The sequence below is a fragment of the Streptomyces sp. NPDC007983 genome (assembly GCF_042958345.1).
Taxonomy (GTDB): Bacteria; Actinomycetota; Actinomycetes; order Streptomycetales; family Streptomycetaceae; genus Streptomyces.
In genome coordinates this window covers 1-25907 of sequence record NZ_JBIBJI010000020.1, presented here as the reverse complement: position 1 = coordinate 25907, position 25907 = coordinate 1, and the positions used below count along the sequence as shown (strand labels likewise).

Here is a 25907-nt window from a genome sequence, read left to right as displayed (position 1 = left end):
GTTTGCACTAATGCAATAGGAGTGCGCAAATGAGTGCGACCACCGAGCCGGACGACACCGCCTACGCGGCGACCGACCGCACCACCCCGACCCGCGCCCGGGAGCGCGCCTCGTACGACGCGGACGTGGTGCACGGGATCCTCGACGCGGCATACGTCTGCCACCTGGGCTTCATACGCGACGGTGCCCCGGTGGTCCTGCCGACCCTCTACGCCCGGTCCGGGACCCGCCTCTACGTGCACGGCTCGACCGGCTCACGCCCCCTGCGGATGGCGGGCGCCGAGGATCCGGGGCTGCCGGTGTGCCTGACGGTCACCCACGTCGACGGCCTGGTGCTCGCCCGCTCGGCGTTCCACCACTCGATCAACTACCGCTCGGTGGTGGTGCACGGCACCGCCCGTCAGGTACTCGACGACACCGAGCGCGCGGCGGCGCTCGACGTGATCGTGAACCACGTGGTGCCGGGCCGGGCCGCCGACTCCCGCCCCGCGAACGCGAAGGAGCTGGCCGCCACCGCCGTGCTCCGCCTCGACCTCGACGAGGTCTCCGCCAAGATCCGCGCCGGCGGCCCCAACGACGAGCCGGAGGACATGACGCTGCCGTACTGGAGCGGCGTGGTCCCGGTCGCCCGGACCTACGGCGCGCCCATCCCAGCGGACGACCTGGCGCCGGACACACCCCTGCCCGGCTATCTCGCGGCGCTGGACTAGCGGGTGTTACAGGCTTACGGGGCTTATGGGGCCGGGTCCCCGGGGCGGTCCTCCGGGGGCTCGTCCACCACCGCGTGGCGGTGCCCCCGCTCGGCCGCGGCGGCCGCGGGCTCGGCGGGGGCCGGCCCCGCCGCCACCGGCTCCGTCCCCGCCGCCTTCGGTGCCGACGTCTGCGCGATCAGCGCCCCGCCCAGCACCACCGCGCCGCCGACGACCTGGGCCACGCCCAGGTGTTCGTCCAGCAGCACCCAGGCCAGCACCGTGGCGACCACGGCCTCCAGGCAGGCCACCACCCCGGCCACCTGCGGCGACAGCCGGCGCACCGAGAGCACCCCGGTCAGATACGCGACCACCGTGGCGACCAGCACGATCCAGCACAGCAGCAGCACCGCGGGCACCCGCGTGCCCGCGAGGTCGGCCTGCCCCGTGAGCACCGGCCAGTGCAGCTCCCACGGCCGGGCGATCACCGTCAGCACCGCGGCGCCGATCAGCAGCCCGTAGGCGATGACCCCGAGCGGATCGGCCGCGTCCTGCCCCTCGCTGCCGTGGTCGGACAGGACGAAGTAGCCGACCTGGCAGCAGGCGGCGCCGAGGGCGAGCGCCAGCCCCAGCGCGTCGAAGCTCAGCCCGGACCACACCTCGACCACACACGCGAGCCCGCCCACCGCGAGGACGACGCCGGCCGCGGCCGCCCGGCTCACCGGCCGCCGCTGGACGAACCGGACCCATCCCAGCACCAGCGCGGGCGCGAGGTATTCGACGAGCAGCGCGACCCCGACCGGGATGCGGGACAGCGCGGCGAAGTAGAAGGCCTGGACGCCCGCCACGGCCAGCAGGCCGAAGCCCAGGAGCAGTCCGGGGCGCCGCAGCGGCAGCCGGCGGTGGCGCCAGACCAGGGGCAGCATGACGAGGGCGGCGCCCGCCACCCGCAACCAGGTGACCTGCAGCGGTTCGAGCCCCGCCCCGATCAGCGGTTTGGCGGCGACGCCCGAGCCGCCGAACGCGAGCGCCGAGACCAGGGCGAGCCCCAGACCGACACCCCTGCCCTGATCATGGTGCTGCCCTCGCGTGTGGTGCATCGGGCCATCATGTCAGCCCGATGTCAGGACCGTCACCCCGTTCGCACCTGGCACGGCGCGCCGTCCAGCGCCGTCACCAGCAGGTCCACGTCCACCCCGGTCCGCCGCAGCACCTCCACGGCCCGGCACTCCCGGTCGTAGGTGAGCGCGGCGAGGAGGTCGGGGCCCTCGGCGAGGAACGCGCCCCGCGCCGCGGCGCGCCCGACCGCCGACGCCATGGCGGCAGCGGCGGCCGGAGACCAGCCGGGCACCCCGTCACCGGCGCCGGTCGCGGAGGTCTCGACCGTGCCGCTCCACCGGAGCCCGTAGCCGATGGTGCGCTGCACCAGATAGCCGAGCAGCCGCACCACTTGGGGCGGGCCGCCGGCGAACGCGCCCCACACCCGGAGGTCGTTCTCCACCAGGGTGTGCAGCAGATGGACCGTGTCGAGCTGGTTGTCCCCGTCGCGTACGACGCGGCGGCGGGCCCCCGTGACCACGGCGGTCAACGGCTCGCTCAGCCGGTCCTCGAACCCGGCACCGGCCGGGTCGACGGAAGCGGAAAGGGCAGGACTTCGCACGCTCTCACCCCATCAGTCCCTTGAGGCCGAAGCATCCTCAGCGGGAAGCATGTGCGGATCCCACGGTAGTTGGGCATGGATGACCGGAAATCATCCTCGGGGAGGAGAGGACCCGGCCTTCCTCCCGACCCCGAAACCCCTCGAAACCCCCGCGACACGCAACCGCCGCCGCTCCGGGGGCCGTCCCCCACTCACAACCGCGCGTTTCCGCCGCACCTTGCCGCCAAGGAGTCCGATGACCGCCCGGCCGCTGCTCTTCCTGGACATCGACGGTGTCCTCAACCCGGTCCTGCCGACCGACGGGTTCACCGCCTACGACATACTCGACTTCACCGTCCTCCTCTCCGTCACCCACGCCGACTGGCTGCGCGAGCTGTCCGCCACCTACGAACTCGTCTGGGCCACCACCTGGGAGCACGAGGCCAACCGCCATATCGCGCCACTCCTCGAACTGCCCCGGCTTCCGGTCGTGGAGTTCACGGGCTACGAGCCGCGGCCGGACGATCCGAAGCTGCCGGTGCTCGACCTCCTCTCGGGCCGCAAGTGGGCGCCGATCCTGCGGTACGCCGCGGGGCGCCCGTTCGCCTGGGTGGACGATGTGATGCCCGAGCGGCTGGTGACCCGGTCCCGACTGCGGCGCGACCGGCTGCTGCTGCCGGTCGACCCCGCGCACGGGCTGCGCCGGGAGCACGTCGACCGGCTGCTGCGGCGCCCGCCCCGGGCGCGCCGCCTGCGGCGCCCGCGGCCGCACCGGAGGCCGACGACTGACGGCCCGTCAGTATTGAATGTTCCCGGCGGCGGGGCTACGGTGCGCAGCCCCGCCGCCGGACACCCGGAAGGGACATGACCCCATGGCCGAGGTCAGCGCTCAGTTACGCATCGAGGCACCTGTCGAGAAGGTGTGGGCCCAGCTCACGGACTTCTCCACGTACGGCGACTGGAACGTCACCCACACCGGCTTCCCCCAGGGCGCCCCCGCCTCGCTGGAGGCCGCGGCGACGTATCAGGAGAACATGCGGCTGATGGGCTTCCCCGCCGAAGTGACGTGGACCGTCGAGGAGTACGCACCCGGGCGGGTGCTCGCCACCCGGGGCAAGGGCCCGATGGGCGTGAACCTCGGCATGCGCTACGCGCTGGCGCCGGACGGGGACGCGACGACGGTCCGCGTCGACGGCGACTTCACGGGGGCGGCGGTGTCCCTGATGGCCGGAAAGCTCAAGGACTCGGCGACCGCGGCGCTGAACGAGTCACTGCGCAAGCTCGCCGCGCTGGTGGCGTAGCCCGCCACCCCCTTTTCAGCCCTCGTCGCTCTCTTCGTCGTCCTGCTCGGCGAGGATCAGATACAGCCGCTTGCGCGACTCGTTGATGACGGACAGCGCCTTCTGCCGCTGCCCGGGACTGCCCGTCTTCCAGACCTGCGCGAACGCCTCCATCAGACCGAATCCGGCCTGCCGGACCTCCTGCATGGCCTCCCAGTCGATGCCGCGCCCGGCCTCTTCCCACGGGGCCTGCGGCCCCGCCTCGGCCTCGGTACGCCCGGCCTCGGTGAGCGCGTACAGCTTCTTGCCGCCGTCGCTCTCGCTGCTGATCATCCCCTCGTCCTCGAGGAGCTGCAGCGTCGGATAGACCGAGCCGGGGCTCGGCTTCCACGCTCCCCCGCTGCGCTCGGCGATCTCCTGGATCATCTCGTAGCCGTGCATCGGGCGGTCCTTGAGAAGGGCCAGGATCGAGGCGCGCACATCGCCGCGCCGCGCCCGGCCGCGGCGCCCGCCGCCATGGCCGCGGCCGCCGAACGGAGGCCCGCCGAAGGGGGATCCGCCGAAGCCGCCGGGCCCGGGGCCGAACGGACCGAAGGCCGCCCGCCGCTCCTCGAAGTCACCCCGGTCGCGCCGGCCGGGTCCGCGGTGCTCATGTCCATGGTGATGCCTCATCGTGACGCTCCTTTCATCGTCGATCCATCACGATGGCTCAACGATATATCGGAACCGATCGGATGGCAATGCCGGAACGAGTCCACCCTTCAGGGATTGGCCATGGTTCGGCGCGCCGGCCGCCGCCTACGGTCGGGCCATGCGGATACGAATCGTCGACGCCTTCACCGACCGCCCCTTCGCGGGCAACCCGGCGGGAGTCGTCCTCCTGGACACCGACGCCTTCCCGGACGACACCTGGCTCCAGGAGGTCGCCGCCGAGGTCAACCTCTCGGAGACCGCCTTCGCCCACCCGCTCCCCCCAGGGGCCGAGGCCGACTGGGCGCTGCGCTGGCTCACCCCGGCCACCGAGGTCGCCATGTGCGGCCACGCCACGCTCGCGACCGCCCATGTGCTGCGTACGACGGGCGCCGCGACCGGCACCGTACGGTTCGCCACGCTGAGCGGGGTGCTGTCCGCGACCGGCGACCCCAGCGGCACGATCACGCTGGACTTCCCGACCGCCCCGCTGACCGAGGTCACGGTCGCGAGCGAGGTGGCCGCCGCGCTCGGCGCCACGGTCGTCTCCGCCCACGACACCGGCCCCCAGGTCGGCGATCTGCTGGTGGAGCTGGCCGACGAGAAGGCCGTACGGGCCCTCGACCCCGACCTCGCGACGCTCGGGCGGCTCGTCAAGCGGGCCGTCATCGCGACCGCGCTCCCCGAGGACCCGGCCCGCGGCCATGACTTCGTCTCGCGCGTCTTCGCACCCGGCGTCGGCATCGACGAGGACCCGGTGACCGGCAGCGCGCACACCGCGCTCGCACCCTTCTGGTCCGCCCGGCTCGGCCGCGAGGAACTGACCGGACTCCAGGCCTCCGCCCGCACCGGGCTGGTCCGCACCACCCTGCGCGGCGACCGTACGCTGCTGGCCGGCCGGGCCGTCACGGTCATCGACGGGGAGCTGCTGGTCTGAACGGCCCGCCGGGGGGTCGGGTCAGGCGGTGGGCAGCCAGCCCACCTTGCCCGCCAGCAGGGCGTAGCCGACGAACGCCACGATGTCGATCAGCGCATGCGCCGCGACCAGCGGCCCGACCCGCCCCCACCTGCGGTAGAGCAGGACGAAGACGACGCCCATCGCCATGTTGCCGAAGAATCCGCCGATCCCCTGGTACAGGTGGTACGAACCGCGCAGCACGGAGCCGGCCAGCAGCGCGGCCATCGGCGTCCAGCCCAACTGCCCGAGCCTGCGCAGCAGATAGCCGACCACGACCACTTCCTCCAGCACGGCGTTCTGCACGGCGGAGACGATGAGCACGGGCAGCTTCCACCACACCTCGGGCAGCGCCTCGGGCACCACCGTCAGATTGGCCCCCGCCGCCCGCGCGCCCAGGTAGAGCAGCAGCCCGGTGCCGCCGATGCCCGCCGCCACCGCGGCGCCCCACCCCAGGTCGGAGCGCGGCCGGGTGCGGTCGAAGCCGATCGCGCGCAGCCCGGCGCCCTCCCGCAGCAGCAGATGGGCCACGAGCGCGACCGGCACCAACGCGGTCGCGATCCCGAACAGCTGCCAGGTGAGGTCCAGCCAGGGGCGGCCGGGCGCCTGGGAGGCGTTGAGGGTGGCCGCCTGATCCTTGAGCCCGCCGGGCTTGGTCACCGAGCCGATAAAGCTGATCAGCGCGGACAGGGCGCTCGCGCCGAGCGACAACGCCAGCACGAGCAGCGTCTCGTTGCGCAGCATCCGCCGCGGCAGGTCGCCCTCGGACAGCATCGCCCCACGCGCCTCTGACTGCACTCCTGCCTCCACTTCCGCTCTTCCTACCTCATCGGCGCGCCCGCCCCGCTAAGGTCTCGAAAACACATCCGAGATCGCGCACGAGCAGGCTGGGCCGGGCGCCATCCGTTGGCGCGCCCGTCCCGCCCGACAGCGTCATCTTCCAGGAGAGACAGATCGCCATGGGACGCCACAGCCAGCCCGACGAATCCGACGGTCCCGACTACTCCGGCATCTTCGATGCCATGGACCGCGCCGATCACACCGATCCCGCGGATCACACCGGACGCGTCGATCACTCCGCACCGGACAATACGGGGTCCAGACCCGGCGCGTCCTCCCGACGCCGGACCGTGGCGATCTCCACAGCGCTGGTACTGGCCGTCGCGACCGGCGCCGTGGTGGTCTTACGCGGCGGACTGCTGCCGTCCGCCGGGTCCTGCCGCAGCAACGCGGTGCGGCTCTCCGTGGCCGCGTCCCCCGACATCGCCCCGGCGCTGCGCACCGTGGCCGACCACGCCCGGAAGGCGGACATCCGGTCCGATGGCCGCTGTCTGGACGTGAAGGTCGCCAGTCGCCCGGCGTACGAGGTCGCGAACGCGCTCGGCGACACGGGCCGCTCCCCGGGGTTCCAGGTATGGGTGCCGGACTCCAGCGTCTGGGTCGAACGGGCGGCCACCTCCCCGGTCAGCGCCGCGCCACTCGACACGCTCGGCGGGGTCGCCTCCTCGCCGGTCACGGTCGCCGCCACGTCCACGGCGGCCGGCCGGCTGGGCTGGCCGGAGAAGACGTACGACTGGGCGCGACTGGCCGAGGCCGGAAGCGGCGGCGACGGCCCGCGGCTGAGCACCGCCGACCCGGCGCGCAGCGCCACCGGGCTGCTCGCCCTCGCCCGGATCAACGGGTCCATCGCCAAGGCGGGCGCGGGCGGCGGAAAGGCCGCGGCCGATACGCGCGCCGCGGCCAACGCCAAGCTGCTGTCCCAGCGGGCCACCTCGACCGACGCCGCCCTGCTGAAGTCACTGCCCCGGCGCGACCAGGCGGTGGTCCTGTCCGAGCAGGCCGCCTTCGCCCACAACGCGAAGGCCGACGACGCGTCCCGCCTGGGCCTGTTCTACCCGAAGGACGGCACGGCCGAGCTGGACTACCCGTATACGGTGCTCAACGACCGCGAGCTGACCACCGTGCGGGCGCGGGCCGCCACCCGCTTCATGACGCTGCTCACCGACGCCCGCGGCCGCGCCGCCCTGCGCAAGGACGGCTTCCGGACGCCGGACGGCAAGGTCAGCGAGGACGTGGCGCAGGCCGCGGGCGGCCGCACCCCCCAGCCGTACACGGTCACGCCCTCCCCCGGGCCATCCGCCCGGGAGGTGGAAGCGGCCCTGGGCATGTGGACCATCACCGTGCAGAGCGCCCGGCTGAACACGGTCGTGGACGCCTCGGCGTCGATGAACGACCCGGTGCCGGGCCGTCCCGGTCAGAGCCGGATGGACGTCACCAAGGCATCGCTGCGGCAGGCCCTTTCGCGCTTCACCACGAGGGACGAGATCGGGCTGTGGGAGTTCTCGACCGAGCTGGACGGCGACCGCGACTACCGGGAACTGGTCGCGGCCCGGCAGCTCGGGGCGCGCACCCCGGACGGAACCGGCCAGCGGGAGGTGCTGGCAGCCGCCTTCGACGCGCTGAAACCGCTCCCCGAGGGCTCGACCGGGCTGTACGACACCACGCTGGCCGCCTACCAACACGCCCAGGACACCTTCGTACGGGGCAAGTTCAACGCGGTGGTGCTCCTCACCGACGGCGCCAACCAGGATCCGGGCAGCATCTCGCGCTCCGCGCTGGTGAAGGAGCTGAAGGGGCTGGTCGACCCGGACCGCCCGGTGCCGCTCATCGCCATCGCGGTCGGCCCGGACGCCGACCAGGCCGCGTGCCGCGAGATCGCCCGGGCGACCGGCGGATCGGCGCAGCGGGTGAACGACCCCGCGCAGATCAACACGGCCATGCTCAAGGCCATCGTCGCCGCGGGCGAGGCCGGAGCGCCCGACTTCTAGCCCTTCAAGCCGAGAGGTCGGCGGGCCAGGTGTGGACCGGGGCATCGGTGCGCATCAGGGCGCAGTAGCGGCGGGTCATGGCGGCGAGCGCCGCGTCCCGGCCCAGCCCGCTGTCCCGCGCCCGGTGGTAGGTCGCGGCCTGCCAGGACGCGCCGTTGACGCGCAGGGCGCAGCGCTGCTCGATCACCCCGAGGTAGCGGTCGCGGTCGGCGGGCTCGACGCCCCAGGCGTCCAGTCCGGCGGCGGCCAGCGGCAGCAGCTCCTCGCGGACCAGCCGCACGGCGGGGGTGCGCGCCAGGGACGAGGAGCGGCCGGGCTTCGGCCACTGCAGGACCGTGTCGATGCCGTGGCGGCACGCGGCGTCGAAGTTGGCCGCGGCGGCGCTGAACGGCAGCCGGGTCCACACCGGGCGTGGCTCCTCGGCGAGCGCCCTGACCAGCCCGTAGTAGAAGGCGGCGTTGGCGATGACATCGGTGACGGTGGGCCCCGCGGGCAGCACCCGGTTCTCCACGCGCAGATGCGGCACGCCGTCCACGACTTGGTAGACGGGCCGGTTCCAGCGGTAGATCGTGCCGTTGTGCAGCACCAGCTCCTGCAGCTCGGGCACACCGCCCTCGTCCAGGATCCGCAGCGGCTCCTCGTCGGCGCCGGTGGACAGCAGCGGGGGAAAGTAGCGCAGGTTCTCCTCGAAGAGCTGATACGCGTCGGTGATCCAGCGCTCGCCGAACCAGGTGCGCGGCCGCACCCCCTGCGTCGCGTATTCCGGTGCGCGCACATCGGTGGCCTGCAGGAACAGCGGCGGGCGCGACTCGCGCCACACCTCGCGGCCGAAGACGAAGGGGGAGTTGGCGCCGATGGCGATCTGCACGGCGGCCACGGCCTGCGCGGCGTTCCACACGGCGGCGAAGCGCCCGGGGGTGACCTGGAGATGCAGCTGGACGGAGGTGCAGGCGGCCTCGGGGGCGATGGTGGCGCTGGCGTAGCTGATGCGCTCCCGGCCCTCGATATCGATGAGGAAATCCTCGCCGCGGGCGGCCAGCATCTGTTCGTTGAGAAGTTTGTAACGGTCGTCGTAGGACAGGTTGGCCGATCCGAGATCCCGGGTGGCGAGCGTCGGCAGAATTCCGATCATCACGATCTCGGAGGACACCTCACGCGCCTTGCGGTCGGCATATGACAACCCCGTCCGCAGCTCTTCCGAGAGCTGGTCCAGAACCCTCCCGTGCAAACGGTGCGGCACGATGTTTACTTCAAGGTTGCACTGTCCGAGTTCGGTCTGGAAATCGTGACTCGCGATGCGCTCCAGAACCTCTGTGTTCATCATCCTCGGCAGCCCGTCGGCGCCTGCGAGATTCAGCTCGATCTCCAGGCCCATGAGATTCTTCGGGCGGTCGAATCGCTTGTCGGCCAGGAGCCGGGACAGCGCGTCGAGGCCCTGCCGCAAGCGTCCGCGCTGCCGCTGCCGACCCGACGGGTCGAACTCACCGGCTACGACCTTCTCCCCCATCGGAGCTACCTCCTCGAGTGGATCATCGGTGCCCGCACCGCGCACACCACGCTCGATGATGCCCGCCAATGTGATCGATAACGCCCCGCGCGGCCCGTCCAGCCGCTAGGCTCTCAACAGTGGCGCATTACTCCATGAAAATGGATCGGCGGGATCCAGCCTACCGCGGCGGGCGTAAACCGCCAGGTCATATCCGTGCATCCAGCACCGAATCGGGGGAAATCCCCGCGCCCGCGCGGACCTGAAATCACCTTGTGCGCAATATCGGGGACAGCTAGCCGAAACACACCCGGAACATGGTTCGTATAAACTCCCTTTACGAGGCAGAGAGATAACGCCCGGACAGTCCGTCCCGGCCCCCTCTGACCCGCGTTCCGAGCTACGTACACCGACAGCGCGCGCCCCTACCCCGGCCCGCTATCGCTCCACCGTGTCTCCGAAGTGAGAGGCGACCCACCATGCCGCTGCTTGTGCCCCCGGCCCCGGCGCCCGCCCTGCGCAGCGTCCTCACGGCCCTTGGTTCCCCCACCGCCGTCCATGAGGTCCGTACCCCGGCACTCAGCTCCCTGTCCGGCCCCTTCGAACCCGAACTCCCGCTTCCCGTCCACCTCTTGGACGACATCACCACCCCCGCCGGCCCGCCCCGGGTCAGACTGACCGGCTGGCGCTTCATGCTCCGCGACGGCGACCGCACGGTGGCCGCCGCCGAGGCCATGCTCACCGCCGACGGCTGGGCCTTCTCGCACTTCTCCGAGGGGCCGTACGTGGCCTCGGCCGAACTCGCCCTGCGCCAGGCCGAGTCGCTGCCCACCGCGTACCAGCCGAGGCTGCTGTCCATCCCCGAGCTGTACATGGTCGCGCTGTGGCTGCACGGCGACCCCACGGCGGACGCCGCCGAGGGCGGACTCGGCGCCGGGGACCTGCTGGTGCCGCTTGCCCCGGCACCGCCCGGCATCGCGGCCCACCACCCGCACCCCGCGGCCGATCTGCTGCCCGTCCTCACCCATCGGCTGACCGCCGCCCCACTGCTGGGCTCCCCGGCCTGACCTGCCCCTTCCGCGCCGGACCGAGCGCCCCGCGGCCCACCGGGCCACGGGGCGCCGCGCTGCGAGCGGGTAACAGTCCCGCCACGGTGAACCGTCCGGTCGGGTGATGCGTCATTATCTAGCAAGACCGGTGCCGCGAAATCCCTGCGGAATCCGTGCCGCGGGGCAACACTGGGAGCATCCGACCGACACCAACGGGGGGCGGCCGACATGAACGCCGCAGCGAGCAGCAGGACATACACCTCACCGCAGCGAAAGAACCTCGCCATGTGCCAGCATCAACCACCGTGCCCGTCAGCCGACTCCGCCGACCGGGAGGCCGCCCATCTCGTGGCGCACCACCCGGAGCAGGGCTGGAGCCTGCTGTGCAACGGTGTCCTGCTTTTCGAGGACACCGGTGAGCTGCTGCCGGACGGGCGCGTCATCGCCCCGTGCCGGCCGCTCGCCACCGAGCACGTCGTGACCGCCGCCTAGGCCGACCACCCAGGCGACGTTGGCATCACCAGGGGCCGGCCCGGTGCGCTTGCGCCGAACCGGCCCCGTCGTTGTGTCCGGGATCCGTCCCCGTCAGTTCTCGTACGAGTCCATCGGCGGGCACGAGCAGACCAGGTTGCGGTCCCCGAACGCCCCGTCGACCCGCCGCACCGGCGGCCAGTACTTGTCGGCGGCCGAGACCCCGGCCGGGAAGGCCGCCTCGTCCCTGCTGTACGGGTGGTCCCACGCCCCGCTCAGCGTGGCGGCCGTGTGCGGCGCGTTCCGCAGCGGGTTGTCCTCCTTGGGCCACTCCCCCGAGCCGACCTTGTCGATCTCCGCCCGGATCGCGATCATCGCCTCGCAGAACCGGTCCAGCTCCGCCAGGTCCTCGCTCTCCGTCGGCTCGATCATCAGCGTCCCGGCGACCGGGAACGACATCGTCGGCGCGTGGAAACCGTAGTCGATCAGGCGCTTGGCGACATCGTCGACCGTGACCCCGGTGGCCTTGGTGAGCGGCCGCAGATCCACCACGCACTCGTGCGCCACCAGCCCGCCGGGCCCGGTGTAGAGCACCTGGTAGTGCGGCTCCAGCCGCTTGGCGATGTAGTTGGCGCCGAGCACCGCGGCCTGGGTCGCGTGGCGCAGCCCCTCGGCGCCCATCAGCCGGATGTACGCCCAGGAGATCGGCAGGATGCCCGCCGAGCCCCACGGCGCGGCCGAGACCGGGCCGACGCCGGTGGCCGGGCCCGCGGCGGGCTGCAGCGGGTGGTTGGGCAGGTACGGCGCGAGGTGCGCGCGCACCGCGACCGGGCCGACGCCCGGACCACCGCCGCCGTGCGGGATGCAGAACGTCTTGTGCAGGTTCAGATGGGAGACGTCGCCGCCGAACCGGCCGGGCTCGGCCAGTCCCACCAGCGCGTTGAGGTTGGCGCCGTCCACGTACACCTGGCCGCCCGCGTCGTGCACGGCCGCGCAGATCTCGGTGATGTGCTCCTCGAACACGCCGTGGGTGGACGGGTAGGTGACCATGAGGACGGCCAGCCGGTCCCCGTACTGCTCGATCTTGGCGCGCAGATCGGCGGCGTCCACCTCGCCGTCCTCGCCGGTCTTGACGACGACGACCTTCATGCCCGCCATGACGGCGCTGGCCGCGTTGGTACCGTGCGCGGAGGACGGGATCAGGCACACCGTGCGCTGGGGCTCGCCGTTCGCCCGGTGGTACGCCCGCACGGCCAGCAGCCCGGACAGCTCGCCCTGCGATCCGGCGTTCGGCTGGAGGGAGACCTTGTCGTAGCCGGTGACGCCGGCCAGCCGCTCCTCCAGCTCGCGGATCAGCGTCAGATAGCCGTGGGCCTGCTCGACCGGCGCGAAGGGGTGCAGCGCGCCGAACTCCGGCCAGGTGACCGGCTCCATCTCGGTGGTGGCGTTGAGCTTCATGGTGCAGGAGCCGAGCGGGATCATGCCCCGGTCCAGGGCGTAGTCCCGGTCGGCCAGCCGTCGCAGGTAGCGCAGCATCGCGGTCTCGGAGCGGTACTGGTGGAAGACCGGATGGGTCAGATACGCGTCCGAGCGCAGCAGCTCCGCGGGCAGCGCGTCGGCCGCCGCCGCGTCCAGCTCGTCGATGCCGGGAATGCCGGGAGCGCTGTCCCCGTCCCCGCCGTCGACGCCGAAGGCGGACCATACGGCGGCCAGCTGGGCGCGCCCGGTGGTCTCGTCGCACGCGATGCCCACGTGGTCGGCGTCGGTCAGCCGCAGGTTGACCCCGGCCTCGCGGGCGGCGGCGACGACGTCGGCGGCCTTGCCGGGGACGCGCGCGGTGAGGGTGTCGAAGAAGGCGCCGTGCACCACCTCGACGCCGCCCGCCCGCAGCCCCTCGGCGAGGACGGTGGCGTAGCGGTGGGTGCGGCGGGCGATGCCCGCGAGCCCGTCCGGGCCGTGGTAGACCGCGTACATTCCGGCCATCACCGCGAGCAGGACCTGCGCGGTGCAGATGTTGCTGGTGGCCTTCTCGCGGCGGATGTGCTGCTCCCGGGTCTGCAGCGCCAGCCGGTACGCCTTGTCGCCGTCGGCGTCCACCGACACCCCGACGAGCCGGCCGGGCAGGCTGCGGGCGTGGGCGGCGCGCACGGCCATGAACCCGGCGTGCGGGCCGCCGAAGCCCATGGGCACGCCGAACCGCTGGGTGCTGCCGACCGCGATGTCCGCGCCCAGTTCGCCGGGGGAGGTCAGCAGGGTGAGCGCCAGCAGGTCGGCGGCGACGGTGACGATCGCCCCCAGCTCATGGGCCCGCTCGATGACCGGGCGCGGATCGCGGACCGCGCCGGAGGCACCCGGGTACTGGAGCAGCACGCCGAAGACGCCGCGCTCGGCGATCTCGTCCGGGATGCCGTCGGTCAGGTCGGCGACCACGACCTCGACGCCGGTCGGCTCGGCGCGGGTCTCGATGACCGCGATGATCTGCGGCAGGCAGTCGGCGTCGATGAGGAAGACGCCCTCCTTGACCTTGCCGACGCGGCGCGACAGCGCCATGGCCTCGGCGGCGGCCGTGGCCTCGTCCAGCAGCGAGGAACCGGCGGTGTCCAGGCCGGTCAGGTCGGCGACGACGGTCTGGAAGTTGAGCAGCGCCTCCAGCCGGCCCTGGGAGATCTCCGGCTGGTACGGGGTGTAGGCGGTGTACCAGGCGGGGTTCTCGAGGACGTTGCGCAGGATCACCGGCGGGGTGAAGGTGCCGTAGTAGCCGAGCCCGATCATGGACGGCAGCACCTGGTTGCGGTCGGCGAGGCCGCGCAGCTCGGCGAGGACCTCCGCCTCGCTGCGGGCCGGCGGCAGCCGCAGCGCCTCGGCGCTCTTGATGACCTCGGGTACGGCGGCGGCGGTCAGCTCGTCGAGGGAGCCGAAGCCGACCTGGGCGAGCATCTTGGCCTGCGCTCCGGCGTCGGGGCCGATATGGCGCTGCTCGAATGGAGTACCGCGCTCCAGTTCGGCGAGCGAGATGCGGTGAGTGGTCATCTGCGGGGGCCTCCTGGTCTGGTACGACCGGCGAGGGGCACCGCGGTGCGGGTGCCCGGACGGCCTCCCCCTCTGTCATCTCAACCTGAGAGCTTCACCGGTCCAGCGGCGCTCGACCGGCTTTCACCGTCGGTGAGGAGGGGTTCCGGAGCTGTGCTCCCCGTGGCCCACCCTGCTTTCCAGAGTGACCTCGCCCGCACGGTACGTGTGCCTGAGAGATTCCGGGGAGGATTTGCTCCTTCGGCGCCTCCGACACGATCGTCGGAGGACTCTCCCGCACGGGGTCTGCAGCCACAGCCAGCGTACCAGCGCGTCTGCCGAGGGGGGTTGGGCCAGGGGGTGCTCGAGTGGCCGCGTGCGGTGATGTGGCTTTTGGTAGGTATCACTGGACCATCGCCACCGTGACCATCGCCACCTGTGGGAGAGAGCGTGCAGACGGACATCGACCCGCGGACCCTGATCGGCCGCAAGGCATTCGACCGCGAGGGCGCCAAGATCGGCACCGTGGACGAGGTCTACCTCGACGACGCGACGGGCGAGCCCGAGTGGGCGGCGGTACGCACCGGCCTGTTCAGCCGGGACGTCTTCGTGCCGCTCGAACCGAGCGAGGTCGTCGGCGACTCGCTGCGGGTGCCGTACGACCGGGCGCTGATCAAGGACGCCCCGGACCTGGGGGTCGGCCGCCATCTCTCCCCGGAGCAGGAACTGCAGCTGTACCACCACTACGGGCTGGACGTCACCGGCTGACCCCTCCCCCGGCCTTCGCCCGGCGCGGGCGCCCCGGCCGGGCCGTCGGCGCCCTCGGGGGACCGCACCAGCGGCAGCGGCTCGCCCGGCTCGAGCTCCGGGTCGTTCACGGCGAACGTCCGCACCCGGCCGGGCCCCGACCAGGGCACCTCGAACCGTATGGTCACCCGGCCCACCCCACTGCCCTGCACCCAGCCCGCCCCGAACTCGGTGTGCCGCACATCGAGCCCCGGCAGCCAGACCCGCGGCCTCCCGGCGCCCTCAGCGGCCTCTGGGACGCCCGGACTCTCCGGCTCCGGCGTCCGGGTGCCCCAGCCCCCCTCCGGCTCCTCCAGGGCCTCGTGGGCGGCCTCGGCGGCCTGAGCGGACTGGGCGGCCTGAGCGGCCTGAGCGGCTTGGGCGAACAGATCCTCCTGTGTGTAGTCCGCGAGCCCCGTCACGCCCACCCCCAGCAGCCGCACGCCCGCCGTGGTGTCCACCCCGTCGATCAGCCGCGCCGCGGCCTCCTTGACCACGCCGGGGTCGTCGGTGGGCCCGCGCAGGGTCTCCGAACGGGTCAGCGTCGAGAAGTCGTACCGCCGCACCTTGATCACGACCGTGCGCCCCGAACGGCCCGCCTCGCGCAGCCGCCGCACACAGCGATCGGCCAGCCGCGCCACCTCCAGCTGCACCCGGGTGCGGTCGGTGAGGTCCACGTCGAAGGTGTCCTCCACGGAGACGGACTTGGCGTCCCGCTCGGCGACCACCGGCCGCTCGTCCCGCCCGCCGGCCATCAGGTGCAGCGAAGCGCCATGGGCCCGGCCCAGCAGCCGGATCAGCTCCGCCTCGCCCGCCTCCCGCGTCTCGGCGACGGTGTGGATACCGGCCCGGCGCAGCGCCTCCGCGGTCGCCGGGCCGACGCCCGGCAGGGTGCGCACCGGCATCGGGCCCAGCAGCTCCCGCTCGGTGCCGGGCTCGATGACCGTCAGGCCGTCCGGCTTGGCCTGCTCCGAGGCGATCTTGGCGAGCATCTTGGAACCGGCCAGGCCCACCGAACCGGTCAGCCCGGTCACCGCGCGGATGTCGGCCCGCAGCCGCTCCGCCACGGCCCGCGCCGCCGCCACCCGGGGCTCGGTGCCGCCCGCCTCCAGGTCCACGAACGCCTCGTCCAGGCTCAGCGGCTCCACCAGCGGCGACAGCGCCCGCAGCAGCCCCATGACCTGGTCGCTGACCTGCCGGTAGAGGGAGAAGCGGGGGGTGAGGTAGGCCGCGTTCGGACAGAGCCTGCGGGCCTGCGCCATCGCCATGGCCGAGTGCACCCCGAACACCCGGGCCTCGTACGACGCGGTGGCCACCACCCCGCGCGGCCCGAGGCCCCCCACGATCACCGGCTTTCCGCGCAGGCTGGGCTTGGCCGCCTGCTCCGCCGAAGCGTAGAAGGCGTCCATGTCCAGATGCAGAATCGTCGGCGCACCCCTCACATCTCCGATGCTGCCGCACACCACTGACAATCGGCGCCGGCAGGGAGGGGAAACCGCCCGGAGGGAGCGCTCTCAGCCCGCCCGGTTCCGGCGCCGGGCGAGTTCGTCGGCGGGGTTGTGGCCCACCAGCGTCTCGCCGGTGTCCACCCGCTCCCCGTGCAGCTGGGACAGGGCGCTCTCCACATCCCGCCACACCACGCCCACCGCGATCCCGAAGACGCCCTGGCCGCCCTGGAGGAGGTCCACGACCTCGTCCGGCGAGGTGCACTCGTACACCGTCGCGCCGTCGCTCATCAGCGTCATCTGGGCCAGATCGTCCAGGCCCCGGGTGCGCAGATGCGATACCGCGGCCCGGATGTTCTGCAGGGACACACCGGTGTCCAGCAGCCGCTTGACGATCTTGAGGACCACCACGTCCCGGAAGCTGTACAGCCGCTGGCTGCCCGACCCGTACGCGGGTCGCACGCTCGGCTCCACCAGGCCGGTGCGCGCCCAGTAGTCCAGCTGGCGGTAGGTGATGCCCGCGGCGGCGCACGCCGTGGGTCCGCGGTAGCCGACCGTCTCCGTACCCCCCGCGGCGGGCTCACGTGGTGCCGTGGGCTGTGCCGCGACCCGGGCCTTCAGTGCCGGATCGGCCGGTGCGCTCCCGTGGAGCGCATACGGACCGCCTGCTGCCGTGCCGTCGCCGGTGCTTCTCACGCCGACCTCCGTCCTCGACCTGCCTTCTCGAAGGTAGGCAGTCACCCGGGGTGCGTCAACGATCGCCACACTCGGCACGCCGAGTGATAATCACCCTGAGAGTGGTTTCCCGTGTCCCTCGTCCGGGAAAGGCTACTCGAATGCGCTAGCGAGGACCGGCAGAACGCTTCACTGGCTGCTGCTTCCGAAGTCTTCGGGCGAGATCTGGTCGAGGAACTCGCGGAACTTCTCCACCTCGTCCTCCTGCTCGTCCGGGATGGCGATACCGGCGTCGTCCAGCACGCCGTCGCTGCCGTAGATCGGCGTCCCGGTGCGCAGCGCGAGCGCTATGGCGTCGGACGGCCGCGCGCTGACCTCCACACCGCTGGCGAAGACCAGCTCGGCGTAGAAGACCCCCTCCCGCAGATCCGTGATCCGGACCTCCGTGAGCGTCTGGCCGACCGCTTCGAGTACGTCTTTGAATAGGTCGTGGGTCAGCGGGCGTGCCGGAGCCATGCCCTGCTGTGCGAAGGCGATCGCGGTCGCCTCCCCTGGTCCGATCCAGATGGGGAGGTAGCGGTCGCCTCCCACTTCACGCAGGAGCACGATCGGTTGGTTGGAGGGCATTTCCACCCGGACACCCACGACGTCGAGCTCGTTCACACAGCAACCCTAGGACGTGCCCGGCCGGTTTGGATAGTCGGGGCCGGATCGGTCAGTGTGCGGCGGCCCGCAGAGCCGACTGCACCAGGGCCGCGTGCAGCCGGACGGAGAGCGTCGCCAGCTCGCGCGCGCTGGCCTCCGCATGCGCTCTGGTCTGCGGGTTTCGATGCAGCCGCAGCGGTGCGACCACCTGCTCGACCAGCCCGGCCTCGCGCTCCGCGGCCGCTTTCATGATCCGCAAATGACGTGACTCGAGACCGAAGCGGCCCAGCTCGGCGAGCAGCCGGGCGACCGTCACCGCCTCGACGTCATAGCCGCCGTCCTCGCCGTGGGCGATCAGCCCGTACGACTCCCAGTCGGCCAGCTCCGCCTCGCTGACCTGGGCGGATGCCAGCAGCTCGGCCCGGCCCACCCGGGCCACGGTCGGGCTTTCCGGAATGTCCCGGGCTCCTGGCTCCAGCAGCTCATGCGGCCGCGCCCCCTGCGAAACGGCAGGAAGCTGCGGCCGCTCACCTCGCTCCAGGGCATCCAGGTGCTCCCGGATGACCTTGAGTGGCAGGTAGTGGTCACGCTGCATGCGGAGGATGAGAGCGAGCCGCTCCACATCCTCCTGACTGAACTTGCGGTAGCCCGACGGCGTGCGCCGCGGCTCCACCAGCCCTTCGGCCTCCAAGAAGCGGATCTTGGAGATGGTGACTTCGGGGAACTCGTCCCGCAGCAGATTCAGGACGGCGCCGATGCTCATGGACCGGCCGCCCGCGGGGGCGGTGCCGGTACCGGCACCGCCCGACGGTGTCTGAAGCATGGACGGACCTCCCCTGACGGGTCAGATGCCGACGCCCCGCTGGCTCGGGTAGAAGACCAGCCGGTACTTACCGATCTGCACCTCGTCGCCGCTGGTCACGACCACCGGCGCATCGATCTGCTCCCGGTTGACGTACGTCCCGTTGAGGCTGCCGACATCGGCGACGGTGAAGCTGCCGTCCTGGCCGCGCCGGAACTCCACATGGCGGCGGGAGACCGTCACATCATCCAGGAAGATGTCGCTCTGGGGGTGGCGGCCGGCCGTGGTCAGATCGCTGTCCAGCAGGAAGCGACTGCCCGAGTTCGGCCCGCGGCGGACCACCAGCAGCGCGGAACCCAGCGGCAGCGCCTCCACGGCGGCCTGGGCCTCCGGGCTGAGCGACGGCAGCGGGTTCTGCCCGGTCACCTCGGAGTCGTACGCCTCGATGCCGGAGATGGAGATCGTCGACGTGGTCTCGGAGGCACGCTCCGAGGGCGCCTGGCCCCGCAGCGGCGCGCCGCAGTTGGAGCAGAACCGGCTGTCCTCCGCGTTCCGATGCCCGCACCTCGTACAAACAGGCAATCCGGGACCTCCACCACTCCGCGAGGCCGATGAGTCCTCGAAACCTATGCGCCCGGCCGCCGAGGGGTCAACAGAAGACGCGCCCTGGCCGCCCGAAATGTCACCGCCCTGGCCGCCGACCTGATCCCGGAACAGCGGCCGCTCCTCGCTCCCCCCTCCGCTCTCGTCCGCAGCACGCCCCGCGCGGTGGCGAGCGGTGCCGCTGCCGCCGTCCTGGCGTGCACTCTTCCCGAACAACTTCCCGAACAACTTCACGGGCGATTCCCCTTGACTGAAACAGACCCGCCCGTGGGGCAGGACAAACCCTCGATGCACACACCAGCAGACGGTCCGGACATCCTCACAACGTCCGTGACCACCAGACAGTTTCCATCACGCGCGACTCTTCTGGTGCGTCGACCCCCCGCATCCACATGGTCTCCCCGAGAGACCCTCATATCGAACCGCCTCACCGTGATGACGACCGAGCGTAGTCAGGGCTCTTCCCCGACCGCAAGGCATCCACAACGATCTTCTTCTCCCGCCGGACGGACACGGTGGCCTGCTCCTTCTCCAGACTCTGCACCACTCCGCCCGGAATGTTCAGCGCCGGCTCCAGATCCTCGGGCTTGCCGATCACCTTCACGACGTACGGCTGCGTCACTTTCCGTCCATCGATCGCCACGGAGCCGCCGACGTCCGAGAAGTAGGAGTTGGCCACCACCCGCACGGAGCCGATCTGGATCGCCTCGGCGCCCGCCGCCCGCAGCTCCTGCACCGTGTCGAGCAGCATGTCGGCCTCCACGGAGCCCTGGGCGTCGTGGATGGTGATCGTGATCCCCGGCCCCTGCGCGGCGACCGTGCCCGCGAGCACGCCCAGCTGCTGCTCCTTCTGGAGCGTCTGCTTCCGGGCCTCCTCCGCCTGGTCCGAGCTGTTCTCCAGCTCGGTGCGCTGATTGTCCAGACGGCGCTTCTCGTCCTGCAGCCGCTGGGTGCGCGAGTCCAGCTCGTCCAGGATCCGCACCAGGTCCTCCTGGCGGGCCCCGCGCAGCACGCTGTTCTCGTTGGTCGAACGCACCTGGATGGCCAGGCCGAGACCCAGCCCGAACAGCAGCACGGCGACGATCAGCTGCGCCCGGGTCACCCGGGGCGGCCATACGCCCTTCAGCAGGCGCTGCCGGCCGGTCAGCGCCTCCTCCTCCGCGCCCTCGGGCTTCCCACCGGGCGCGGACCCGGCGCGCTGCCCCGGTCCGTTCCCCGGCCCGCCGCCGCTGCCCGCGCCATCGGACGGGCGCCGCCCGTTCGGCACCGGGGCCGGAGGGCGGCCGGTGGCGGCCGGGCCCCGGGGCGGGGCGCCCTCGGGGGCCGCACCGCCGGGCGGGGCGCTCTGCGGCAGCGGGGCCCTCAGGGCGGGGCGGGCGGGGCCCTTGGGGCCGCCCGCCCCGGGTGGTGTCGCCTGGGGCGCCGGGGGCTTCTGCGGGGCGGCCTTGCGCTTCTCCGCCGCCCCGGGCTGCTCGGGCCTCCCGGTCGCGGCGCGCTTCTCCGGCGGCTTGGGCAGCGACGGCCGCGGCGGGACCGCCCGCTGCTCCGGCCCGCCCTGCGCGCGCGGCTTCCCGGGCGGCGCGGAGGCGGCGGGCCGCTCGGCGGTACGGGGCCGCTCGGGTGCGCCGGGCCGCTGGGGTGCGCTCTGCTGCCGCGGCTTCGCGGGCTGCTCGGGCCGCTCGGGCGCGGCGGGCGGCTCGGCGTCGCGCTTCTCCGCCGTGGCCCCCTTCTCGGGCGACTCGGCCGACCGGGGCTTCTCGGGCTGCTCAGGCCGCTGGGGCGGTTCGGGCTGGTCGGCCTTCCCGGCTGGTTCGGCTCGCTCGGCCCGCTCCGGGCGCTCCGGGCGCTCCGGCTCGCGCGGTGCCTCGGACTGCTCGGGCGTTCCCGTCCGCTCGGCCTGCTCGGCCTGTGCGGCCTGCTCGGCCTGTGCGGGCTGCTCGGCCTGTGCGGGCTGCTCGGAGTTCTGGGGCTTCTTCTCGGGGGTGTCGTCGGTCGTCATCGGCCTCACGCCCTGAACACATGCCGACGGATCGCGGCAGCGTTGGAGAAGATGCGGATGCCGAGGACGACCACGACCCCGGTGGACAGCTGGGCGCCGACGCCGAGCTTGTCACCGAGGAAGACGATCAGTGCGGCCACCACCACATTGGACAGGAACGATACGACGAAGACCTTGTCGTCGAAGATCCCGTCCAGCATCGCCCGGAAGCCGCCGAACACGGCGTCGAGTGCGGCGACGACGGCGATCGGCAGATAGGGCTCGACCACCGTCGGCACCACGGGTCGGACCACCAGTCCGACCACGACTCCCACGATCAGGCCCAATACGGCGATCACGATGTGCCCTTCCCTTTTTCGGTGCCACCCTTGCCGGCGCCGCCGGCTATCGGTTCTGCGCTACGTACGATCAGGCTCGGCGCGGCCGGCAGCCGAACCGTGTCCTGGGCGGAAATGCTCGTGCGGATGTCGTAGTTCTCCTGCAGCACGTGCAGGTACTGGCCATCGGCACTGTCCTGGAAAGCGGTGCTCAGCCGCTGCCCGTCCCCCACCGCGAGCACCGTGTACGGCGGCGCCAGCGGCTTGTTGTCGACCAGTATGGCGTCTCCCGCGGCCCTGATCGCCGACAGCGCCGTCAGCCGCTGTCCGTTGATCGCGACGGCCTCGGCGCCCGACTCCCACAGGCCGTTGACGACGCGCTGCATGTCGTGGTCGCGCACCCGCCCCGTATCGGAGAAGTCGTTGCTCTCCCTGGGGCCCCCGCCGCTCCCCGACGCGGACTGCTTGGCGTCGTCGACCACCAGCTTGACGCCGGGGCCGGACACCTGGGTCGCCCCCGAGAGCAGCGCCACCAGGTCGCCCTTGGCTCCCCCGTGCTTCTGCAGCGCCTGCCGCTGCTTCTCCCCCACCTCGCCGCGGAGCGTGTCCACGCTCTTGGCGAGCCGGTCCGCCTTCGCGTTCCCCGACTCGATGCGGTCGATGAGTTCTCCCCGCTCCTTGGCCAGCGTCGGCGCCGATATCCGGGCCTCGGCGGCCCCGATGGTGACCACGACCGCCACCATCACCAGGCCGAGGGCCACGGTCAGCCGCCCGCGGAGGGTGCGCGGCAGTCGGGACCGGCCGGTCTCGCCGCGCCGCGCGGCCGCCTCGGCGTAGCCGTCGTCGAGGCTGTGGTCCATCACGTTGGTCAGCAGCGACATCGACGCGTCGAGGCGCGGCCGCGGGCTCGACGTTGTTGTGCTCCGAACGGGGGGCTGCTGCGACATGCCGCACATCGTCGCACGTCGGGGGCGCCGTCTCCCAATGGCCCCACCGGCGTGCCGGATCCGGGGCCGGGAGACGGCTCCCCAACGTGTTCAAACGGGTTCAAGAGCCCATGGAAGATCCCGGATCAGCGGCCCGCGCTGTCCACGACACCGGCCCACTCGTCGAGCAGCGCCTGCGCGGACGCGTCGTCCGGACCCTCCGCCCACAGATGGGTGACGGCCTCGGCCGGGTCGGGCAGCACCATCACCCAGCGGCCGTCGGCCTCCACCACCCGGACCCCGTCGGTGGTGTCCACGGACCGGTCGCCGGCGGCCTCCACCACATGCCGCATGACCAGGCCCTTGACCGCCCAGGGGGTGGCCAGATCGCGCCGCTGCACATGGGCCCGCGGAATCCGCGCGTCGATCTGGCTGAGCGTGAGCTGGGTGCGCGCCACCAGTCCGATGAGCCTGACGAAGGCGGCCGTACCGTCGAAGACGCTGCTGAACTCGGGAATGATGAAGCCGCCGCGGCCGTCGCCGCCGAAGATCGTCGTCTCCGATCGGGCGACCCGGGTCAGATCGTCCGCCGCGGTCGTCGTCCACTCCACCTGGGTGCCGTGGTACGCCGCGACCTGCTCGGCGATACGGGTGGTGGTCACCGGCAGCGCCACCCGCCCGCTGCGCCGCTCCGCGGCCACCAGGTCCAGCATCACCAGCAGGGCCCGGTCGTCCTCCACGATGCGGCCGCGCTCGTCCACGAGGGAGAACCGCTCGCCGACGGGGTCGAAGCGGACACCGAAGGCCGCGCGGGCCGAGGCGACGATCTCCCCGAGCCGGGCGAGCCCGGAGCGGCGGCCGTCGGCGGTCTCGGTGGGGCGCGATTCGTTCAGCCCCGGGTTGATCGTCAGCGCGTCCACTCCGAGCCGCCCCAGCAGGCTGGGGAGGACGAGCCCGGCACTGCCGTTCGCGGCGTCCACCACGACCTTGAGACCGGACTCGGCGATGCCGCTGACGTCCGTGGCCCGCAGCAGGGAGCCGGTGTACGAGTCGAAGACGCTCGACGGGAAGCTCAGGTCACCGATCTCCCCGGGGAACGCCCGGCGGTACTCCTGGCGCGCGTAGACCCGGTCCAGCTTGCGCTGGCCACCGGCGGACAGATCGGCGCCGCGCTCGTCGAAGAACATGATGTCCACGGAGTCGGGAACGCCGGGCGAGGTACGGATCATGATGCCGCCGGCGCTGCCCCGGGCCGTCTGCTGGCGGGCCACCGGCAGCGGCACGTTCTCCAGGTCCCGGACGTCGATGGCGCTGGTCTGCAGGGCGGAGATCATGGCCCGCTTCAGGGCGCGGGCGCCTCGGGAGTGGTCGCGCGCCGTGGTGACCGTGGAGCCCTTCTTGAGGGTCGTGGCATACGCACCGGCCAGCCGCACCGCCAGCTCGGGGGTGATCTCCACATTGAGGATCCCGGACACGCCCCGGGCCCCGAAGAGGTGGGCCTGTCCCCGGGACTCCCAGATGACCGAGGTGTTGACGAACGCGCCCGCTTCGATGGTCTTGAACGGATAGACCCGGACGTTCCCCTGGACGATCGATTCCTCGCCGATCAGACATTCGTCGCCGATCACCGCCCCGTCCTCGATGCGGGAGGCGCGCATGATGTCGGTGTTCTTGCCGATCACGCAGCCGCGCAGATTGCTCTGCTGGCCCACGTACACGTTGTCATGGACGACGGCCTTGTGGAGGAAGGCGCCGCTCTTCACGACGACGTTGGAGCCGACGACGGTGTGCTCCCGGATCTCGGCCCCGGCTTCCACCTTGGCGTAGTCACCGATGTAGAGCGGGCCGCGGAGCACGGACTCCGGATGCACCTCCGCGCCTTCGGCGACCCAGACGCCGGGCGAGATCTCGAAGCCGTCGAGTTCGACGTCGACCTTTCCTTCGAGCACATCGGCCTGGGCCTTCACGTAGCTCTCATGGGTGCCGACGTCCTCCCAGTAGCCCTCGGCGATATAGCCGAAGATGGGCTTGCCCTCCTTCATGAGCTGCGGGAAGACATCACCGGACCAGTCGACGGGGACGTCCGGGTCGACATAGTCGAAGACTTCGGGCTCCATGACATAGATGCCGGTGTTGACCGTGTCCGAGAAGACCTGGCCCCAGGTGGGCTTTTCGAGGAAGCGCTCGACCTGGCCCGCCTCATCGACGATGGTGATTCCAAATTCAAGCGGATTGGGGACCCTGGTCAGGCACACTGTGACCAGCGCGCCCTTTTCCTTATGAAAATTGATCAGCTCGGTCAGGTCGAAGTCGGTCAGGGCATCACCCGAGATCACCAGAAAGGCGTCGTCCTTGAGCGCCTCTTCCGCGTTCTTGACGCTCCCCGCGGTGCCGAGCGGCTTCTCCTCGTTGGCGTAGGTGAGCTCCATGCCGAGCTCCTCGCCGTCCCCGAAGTAGTTCTTGACCAGGGACGCGAGGAACTGCACGGTGACCACGGTCTCGGACAGGCCATGCCGCTTGAGCAGCCGCAACACATGCTCCATGATCGGCCTGTTGGCCACGGGAAGCAGTGGTTTGGGCATGGTCGCGGTCATCGGGCGCAGACGAGTTCCCTCGCCCCCTGCCATTACGACGGCCTTCATGTCGGAAGCGTCCTCCTCGAAAGAGATGACGGTCATGCCGACCGCGCGCGCCCGATGGCCCGTGAAATCGCTACGGGCACCCGGTCCTGGGCTGCCCAAGGCGGCGAACTCAGTCGGCCGCGGCGTCCGCCTTCACCAGCCGGCGGACCTGAACCACGTAGAGGACTCCTGCCCACCAATAGAGTGTTGTACCCCATCCGGCGAACGCCCATCCGAAAATAGCGGCGGTCGTGTGAAGTGGGCCACTTCCATCACTCAGAAGGAGCAAGGGGAAGGCGTACATGAGGTTGAACGTCGCCGCCTTGCCGAGGAAGTTCACCTGGGGCGGCGGATAGCCGTGGCGCCGCAGGATCCACACCATGACAACGAGCACGACCTCGCGGGCGAGGAGAACCACCGGCAGCCAGAGCGGCAGGATGTCCCGCCAGGTGAGGCCGATGAGCGTGGACAGAATGTAGAGCCGGTCGGCGGCCGGGTCGAGGATGCGGCCAAGGCTGCTGATCTGGTTCCAGCGACGGGCCAGCATCCCGTCCAGATAGTCACTCACACCGCTGAGCGCCAGCACCAGCAGGGCCCAGAGGTCGCTCTTGGGCCCGCCGAACTCGGGCCGGAGGATCAGCCACAGGAAAAGCGGTACGCCGAAGAGGCGAGCGGTGCTGAGGATGTTCGGGATGGTGAGTACACGATCCGTCTGGACCCGTGTCTCCTGAACCTCCACCCGGGGGCCTCCTGTGAGGGAATCAGTCGATGATGCCCCATGACTCTACCGGTAGTGCCACCGGGGTCCCTCACCGGGGAGGTGCTGAAGATATACGAAAAGGCCCGGTCCGGAGCCGAAGCTCCCGACCGGGCCTTTTTCAAAAATTGTTCGGCGGTGTCCTACTCTCCCACAGGGTCCCCCCTGCAGTACCATCGGCGCTGAAAGGCTTAGCTTCCGGGTTCGGAATGTAACCGGGCGTTTCCCTAACGCT

Annotated in this window: 24 protein-coding genes, 1 rRNA gene and 1 riboswitch; of the genes, 8 read left to right on the top strand and 17 right to left on the bottom strand. The window is 71.6% G+C overall.

Features of this window, described 5'->3' with window-relative positions; all coding sequences use genetic code 11:
• Positions 1-29 precede the first annotated feature (29 nt).
• A complete protein-coding gene (locus ACFZCY_RS37910; protein ID WP_391184084.1) occupies positions 30-710 on the top strand; it encodes a pyridoxamine 5'-phosphate oxidase family protein in 681 nt (226 codons plus the stop codon).
• A 23-nt stretch (positions 711-733) separates the two neighbouring features.
• Here ACFZCY_RS37910 and ACFZCY_RS37905 read toward each other — a convergent pair whose 3' ends face one another.
• Together ACFZCY_RS37905 and ACFZCY_RS37900 are read right to left on the bottom strand one after the other, a co-directional pair.
• Positions 734-1789: an EamA family transporter gene (locus tag ACFZCY_RS37905; protein WP_391184081.1), complete on the bottom strand. Its 1056-nt coding sequence runs from the start codon at positions 1787-1789 to the stop codon at positions 734-736.
• Between the two features lie 32 nt (positions 1790-1821).
• Positions 1822-2349, bottom strand: a complete 528-nt coding sequence (locus ACFZCY_RS37900) for a Clp protease N-terminal domain-containing protein (RefSeq protein ID WP_391184078.1) — start codon at positions 2347-2349, stop codon at positions 1822-1824.
• Positions 2350-2584: 235 nt separating this feature from the next.
• Here ACFZCY_RS37900 and ACFZCY_RS37895 point away from each other — a divergent pair, with 235 nt between their 5' ends.
• Together ACFZCY_RS37895 and ACFZCY_RS37890 are read left to right on the top strand one after the other, a co-directional pair.
• Positions 2585-3196 (top strand): HAD domain-containing protein, encoded by a 612-nt coding sequence (locus ACFZCY_RS37895; RefSeq protein WP_391184075.1) that lies wholly within the window; start codon positions 2585-2587, stop codon positions 3194-3196.
• 4 nt (positions 3197-3200) lie between these two features.
• Positions 3201-3629: an SRPBCC family protein gene (locus ACFZCY_RS37890; RefSeq protein WP_391184072.1), complete on the top strand. Its 429-nt coding sequence runs from the start codon at positions 3201-3203 to the stop codon at positions 3627-3629.
• Positions 3630-3644: 15 nt separating this feature from the next.
• On the opposite strand, the gene ACFZCY_RS37885 is transcribed toward ACFZCY_RS37890, so the two are convergent.
• Positions 3645-4280: a helix-turn-helix transcriptional regulator gene (locus ACFZCY_RS37885; protein ID WP_391184070.1), complete on the bottom strand. Its 636-nt coding sequence runs from the start codon at positions 4278-4280 to the stop codon at positions 3645-3647.
• Positions 4281-4419: 139 nt separating this feature from the next.
• On the opposite strand from ACFZCY_RS37885, the gene ACFZCY_RS37880 reads away from it, so the two are divergent.
• A complete protein-coding gene (locus tag ACFZCY_RS37880; RefSeq protein WP_391184067.1) occupies positions 4420-5235 on the top strand; it encodes a PhzF family phenazine biosynthesis isomerase in 816 nt (271 codons plus the stop codon).
• 21 nt (positions 5236-5256) lie between these two features.
• On the opposite strand, the gene ACFZCY_RS37875 is transcribed toward ACFZCY_RS37880, so the two are convergent.
• Positions 5257-6027 carry a type II CAAX prenyl endopeptidase Rce1 family protein gene (locus tag ACFZCY_RS37875; protein WP_391184295.1) on the bottom strand — a complete coding sequence of 257 codons (771 nt, stop codon included), beginning with the start codon at positions 6025-6027 and terminating at the stop codon, positions 5257-5259.
• Between the two features lie 248 nt (positions 6028-6275).
• Between ACFZCY_RS37875 and ACFZCY_RS37870 the strand changes: the two genes are divergently transcribed.
• Positions 6276-8081, top strand: coding sequence for a substrate-binding domain-containing protein (locus ACFZCY_RS37870; protein ID WP_391184292.1), 1806 nt, complete (start codon positions 6276-6278; stop codon positions 8079-8081).
• 4 nt (positions 8082-8085) lie between these two features.
• On the opposite strand, the gene ACFZCY_RS37865 is transcribed toward ACFZCY_RS37870, so the two are convergent.
• Positions 8086-9588 (bottom strand): glutamate--cysteine ligase, encoded by a 1503-nt coding sequence (locus ACFZCY_RS37865; protein ID WP_391184065.1) that lies wholly within the window; start codon positions 9586-9588, stop codon positions 8086-8088.
• Between the two features lie 458 nt (positions 9589-10046).
• On the opposite strand from ACFZCY_RS37865, the gene ACFZCY_RS37860 reads away from it, so the two are divergent.
• On the top strand, positions 10047-10634 hold the full coding sequence (locus tag ACFZCY_RS37860; RefSeq protein ID WP_391184062.1) for a hypothetical protein: 588 nt from the start codon (positions 10047-10049) through the stop codon (positions 10632-10634).
• Positions 10635-10901: 267 nt separating this feature from the next.
• On the top strand, positions 10902-11108 hold the full coding sequence (locus ACFZCY_RS37855) for a DUF5999 family protein (protein WP_055551180.1): 207 nt from the start codon (positions 10902-10904) through the stop codon (positions 11106-11108).
• A 93-nt stretch (positions 11109-11201) separates the two neighbouring features.
• Here ACFZCY_RS37855 and gcvP read toward each other — a convergent pair whose 3' ends face one another.
• Positions 11202-14117 (bottom strand): aminomethyl-transferring glycine dehydrogenase, encoded by a 2916-nt coding sequence (gcvP, locus tag ACFZCY_RS37850; protein ID WP_391184060.1) that lies wholly within the window; start codon positions 14115-14117, stop codon positions 11202-11204.
• 189 nt (positions 14118-14306) lie between these two features.
• Positions 14307-14404, bottom strand: a riboswitch (glycine riboswitch).
• 142 nt (positions 14405-14546) lie between these two features.
• Here gcvP and ACFZCY_RS37845 point away from each other — a divergent pair.
• Positions 14547-14864, top strand: coding sequence for a PRC-barrel domain-containing protein (locus ACFZCY_RS37845; RefSeq protein WP_055551176.1), 318 nt, complete (start codon positions 14547-14549; stop codon positions 14862-14864).
• Here the strand turns inward: ACFZCY_RS37845 and ACFZCY_RS37840 are convergent.
• The 11 genes from ACFZCY_RS37840 to rrf all read right to left on the bottom strand — a co-directional run.
• Entirely contained in the window at positions 14840-16324 is a 1485-nt protein-coding gene (locus ACFZCY_RS37840; RefSeq protein ID WP_391184055.1) for a DNA polymerase IV, read from the bottom strand. The two genes, ACFZCY_RS37845 and ACFZCY_RS37840, sit on opposite strands and share 25 nt — an antisense overlap.
• 72 nt (positions 16325-16396) lie before the next feature.
• Positions 16397-17023 (bottom strand): MerR family transcriptional regulator, encoded by a 627-nt coding sequence (locus tag ACFZCY_RS37835; protein WP_391184052.1) that lies wholly within the window; start codon positions 17021-17023, stop codon positions 16397-16399.
• Between the two features lie 168 nt (positions 17024-17191).
• The gene (locus tag ACFZCY_RS37830; protein ID WP_009713203.1) at positions 17192-17665 is read right to left on the bottom strand and encodes a bifunctional nuclease family protein; all 474 of its coding nucleotides are present in this window, start codon (positions 17663-17665) and stop codon (positions 17192-17194) included.
• Positions 17666-17717: 52 nt separating this feature from the next.
• Positions 17718-18470 carry a MerR family transcriptional regulator gene (locus ACFZCY_RS37825; RefSeq protein ID WP_391184048.1) on the bottom strand — a complete coding sequence of 251 codons (753 nt, stop codon included), beginning with the start codon at positions 18468-18470 and terminating at the stop codon, positions 17718-17720.
• A 21-nt stretch (positions 18471-18491) separates the two neighbouring features.
• A complete protein-coding gene (locus ACFZCY_RS37820) occupies positions 18492-19346 on the bottom strand; it encodes an FHA domain-containing protein (protein ID WP_391184045.1) in 855 nt (284 codons plus the stop codon).
• 133 nt (positions 19347-19479) lie between these two features.
• Positions 19480-20319 carry a DUF881 domain-containing protein gene (locus ACFZCY_RS37815; RefSeq protein WP_391184289.1) on the bottom strand — a complete coding sequence of 280 codons (840 nt, stop codon included), beginning with the start codon at positions 20317-20319 and terminating at the stop codon, positions 19480-19482.
• Positions 20320-21056: 737 nt separating this feature from the next.
• A complete protein-coding gene (locus tag ACFZCY_RS37810) occupies positions 21057-21389 on the bottom strand; it encodes a small basic family protein (RefSeq protein WP_014058688.1) in 333 nt (110 codons plus the stop codon).
• Entirely contained in the window at positions 21386-22324 is a 939-nt protein-coding gene (locus ACFZCY_RS37805; RefSeq protein ID WP_391184041.1) for a DUF881 domain-containing protein, read from the bottom strand. The genes ACFZCY_RS37810 and ACFZCY_RS37805 overlap by 4 nt, the downstream gene beginning before the upstream one ends.
• A gap of 116 nt (positions 22325-22440) precedes the next feature.
• Complete coding sequence (locus ACFZCY_RS37800) at positions 22441-24936, bottom strand: sugar phosphate nucleotidyltransferase (protein ID WP_391184038.1); 2496 nt, start codon at positions 24934-24936, stop codon at positions 22441-22443.
• A 109-nt stretch (positions 24937-25045) separates the two neighbouring features.
• On the bottom strand, positions 25046-25654 hold the full coding sequence (locus ACFZCY_RS37795; protein ID WP_361481618.1) for a CDP-alcohol phosphatidyltransferase family protein: 609 nt from the start codon (positions 25652-25654) through the stop codon (positions 25046-25048).
• Positions 25655-25802: 148 nt separating this feature from the next.
• Positions 25803-25907, bottom strand: a 5S ribosomal RNA gene (gene rrf / locus ACFZCY_RS37790); the annotation flags it as partial.

Excerpts from the sequence above, each read along its gene's own strand:
- ACFZCY_RS37910 (WP_391184084.1), top strand. The coding sequence starts at position 30 with ATGAGTGCGACCACCGAGCCGGACGACACCGCCTACGCGGCGACCGAC.
- ACFZCY_RS37905 (WP_391184081.1), bottom strand. The coding sequence starts at position 1,789 with ATGCACCACACGCGAGGGCAGCACCATGATCAGGGCAGGGGTGTCGGT.
- ACFZCY_RS37895 (WP_391184075.1), top strand. The coding sequence starts at position 2,585 with ATGACCGCCCGGCCGCTGCTCTTCCTGGACATCGACGGTGTCCTCAAC.
- ACFZCY_RS37890 (WP_391184072.1), top strand. The coding sequence starts at position 3,201 with ATGGCCGAGGTCAGCGCTCAGTTACGCATCGAGGCACCTGTCGAGAAG.
- ACFZCY_RS37885 (WP_391184070.1), bottom strand. The coding sequence starts at position 4,280 with ATGAGGCATCACCATGGACATGAGCACCGCGGACCCGGCCGGCGCGAC.
- ACFZCY_RS37880 (WP_391184067.1), top strand. The coding sequence starts at position 4,420 with ATGCGGATACGAATCGTCGACGCCTTCACCGACCGCCCCTTCGCGGGC.
- ACFZCY_RS37875 (WP_391184295.1), bottom strand. The coding sequence starts at position 6,027 with ATGCTGTCCGAGGGCGACCTGCCGCGGCGGATGCTGCGCAACGAGACG.
- ACFZCY_RS37870 (WP_391184292.1), top strand. The coding sequence starts at position 6,276 with ATGGACCGCGCCGATCACACCGATCCCGCGGATCACACCGGACGCGTC.
- ACFZCY_RS37865 (WP_391184065.1), bottom strand. The coding sequence starts at position 9,588 with ATGGGGGAGAAGGTCGTAGCCGGTGAGTTCGACCCGTCGGGTCGGCAG.
- ACFZCY_RS37860 (WP_391184062.1), top strand. The coding sequence starts at position 10,047 with ATGCCGCTGCTTGTGCCCCCGGCCCCGGCGCCCGCCCTGCGCAGCGTC.
- ACFZCY_RS37855 (WP_055551180.1), top strand. The coding sequence starts at position 10,902 with ATGTGCCAGCATCAACCACCGTGCCCGTCAGCCGACTCCGCCGACCGG.
- gcvP (WP_391184060.1), bottom strand. The coding sequence starts at position 14,117 with ATGACCACTCACCGCATCTCGCTCGCCGAACTGGAGCGCGGTACTCCA.
- ACFZCY_RS37825 (WP_391184048.1), bottom strand. The coding sequence starts at position 18,470 with ATGCTTCAGACACCGTCGGGCGGTGCCGGTACCGGCACCGCCCCCGCG.
- ACFZCY_RS37805 (WP_391184041.1), bottom strand. The coding sequence starts at position 22,324 with ATGTGCGGCATGTCGCAGCAGCCCCCCGTTCGGAGCACAACAACGTCG.
- ACFZCY_RS37800 (WP_391184038.1), bottom strand. The coding sequence starts at position 24,936 with ATGAAGGCCGTCGTAATGGCAGGGGGCGAGGGAACTCGTCTGCGCCCG.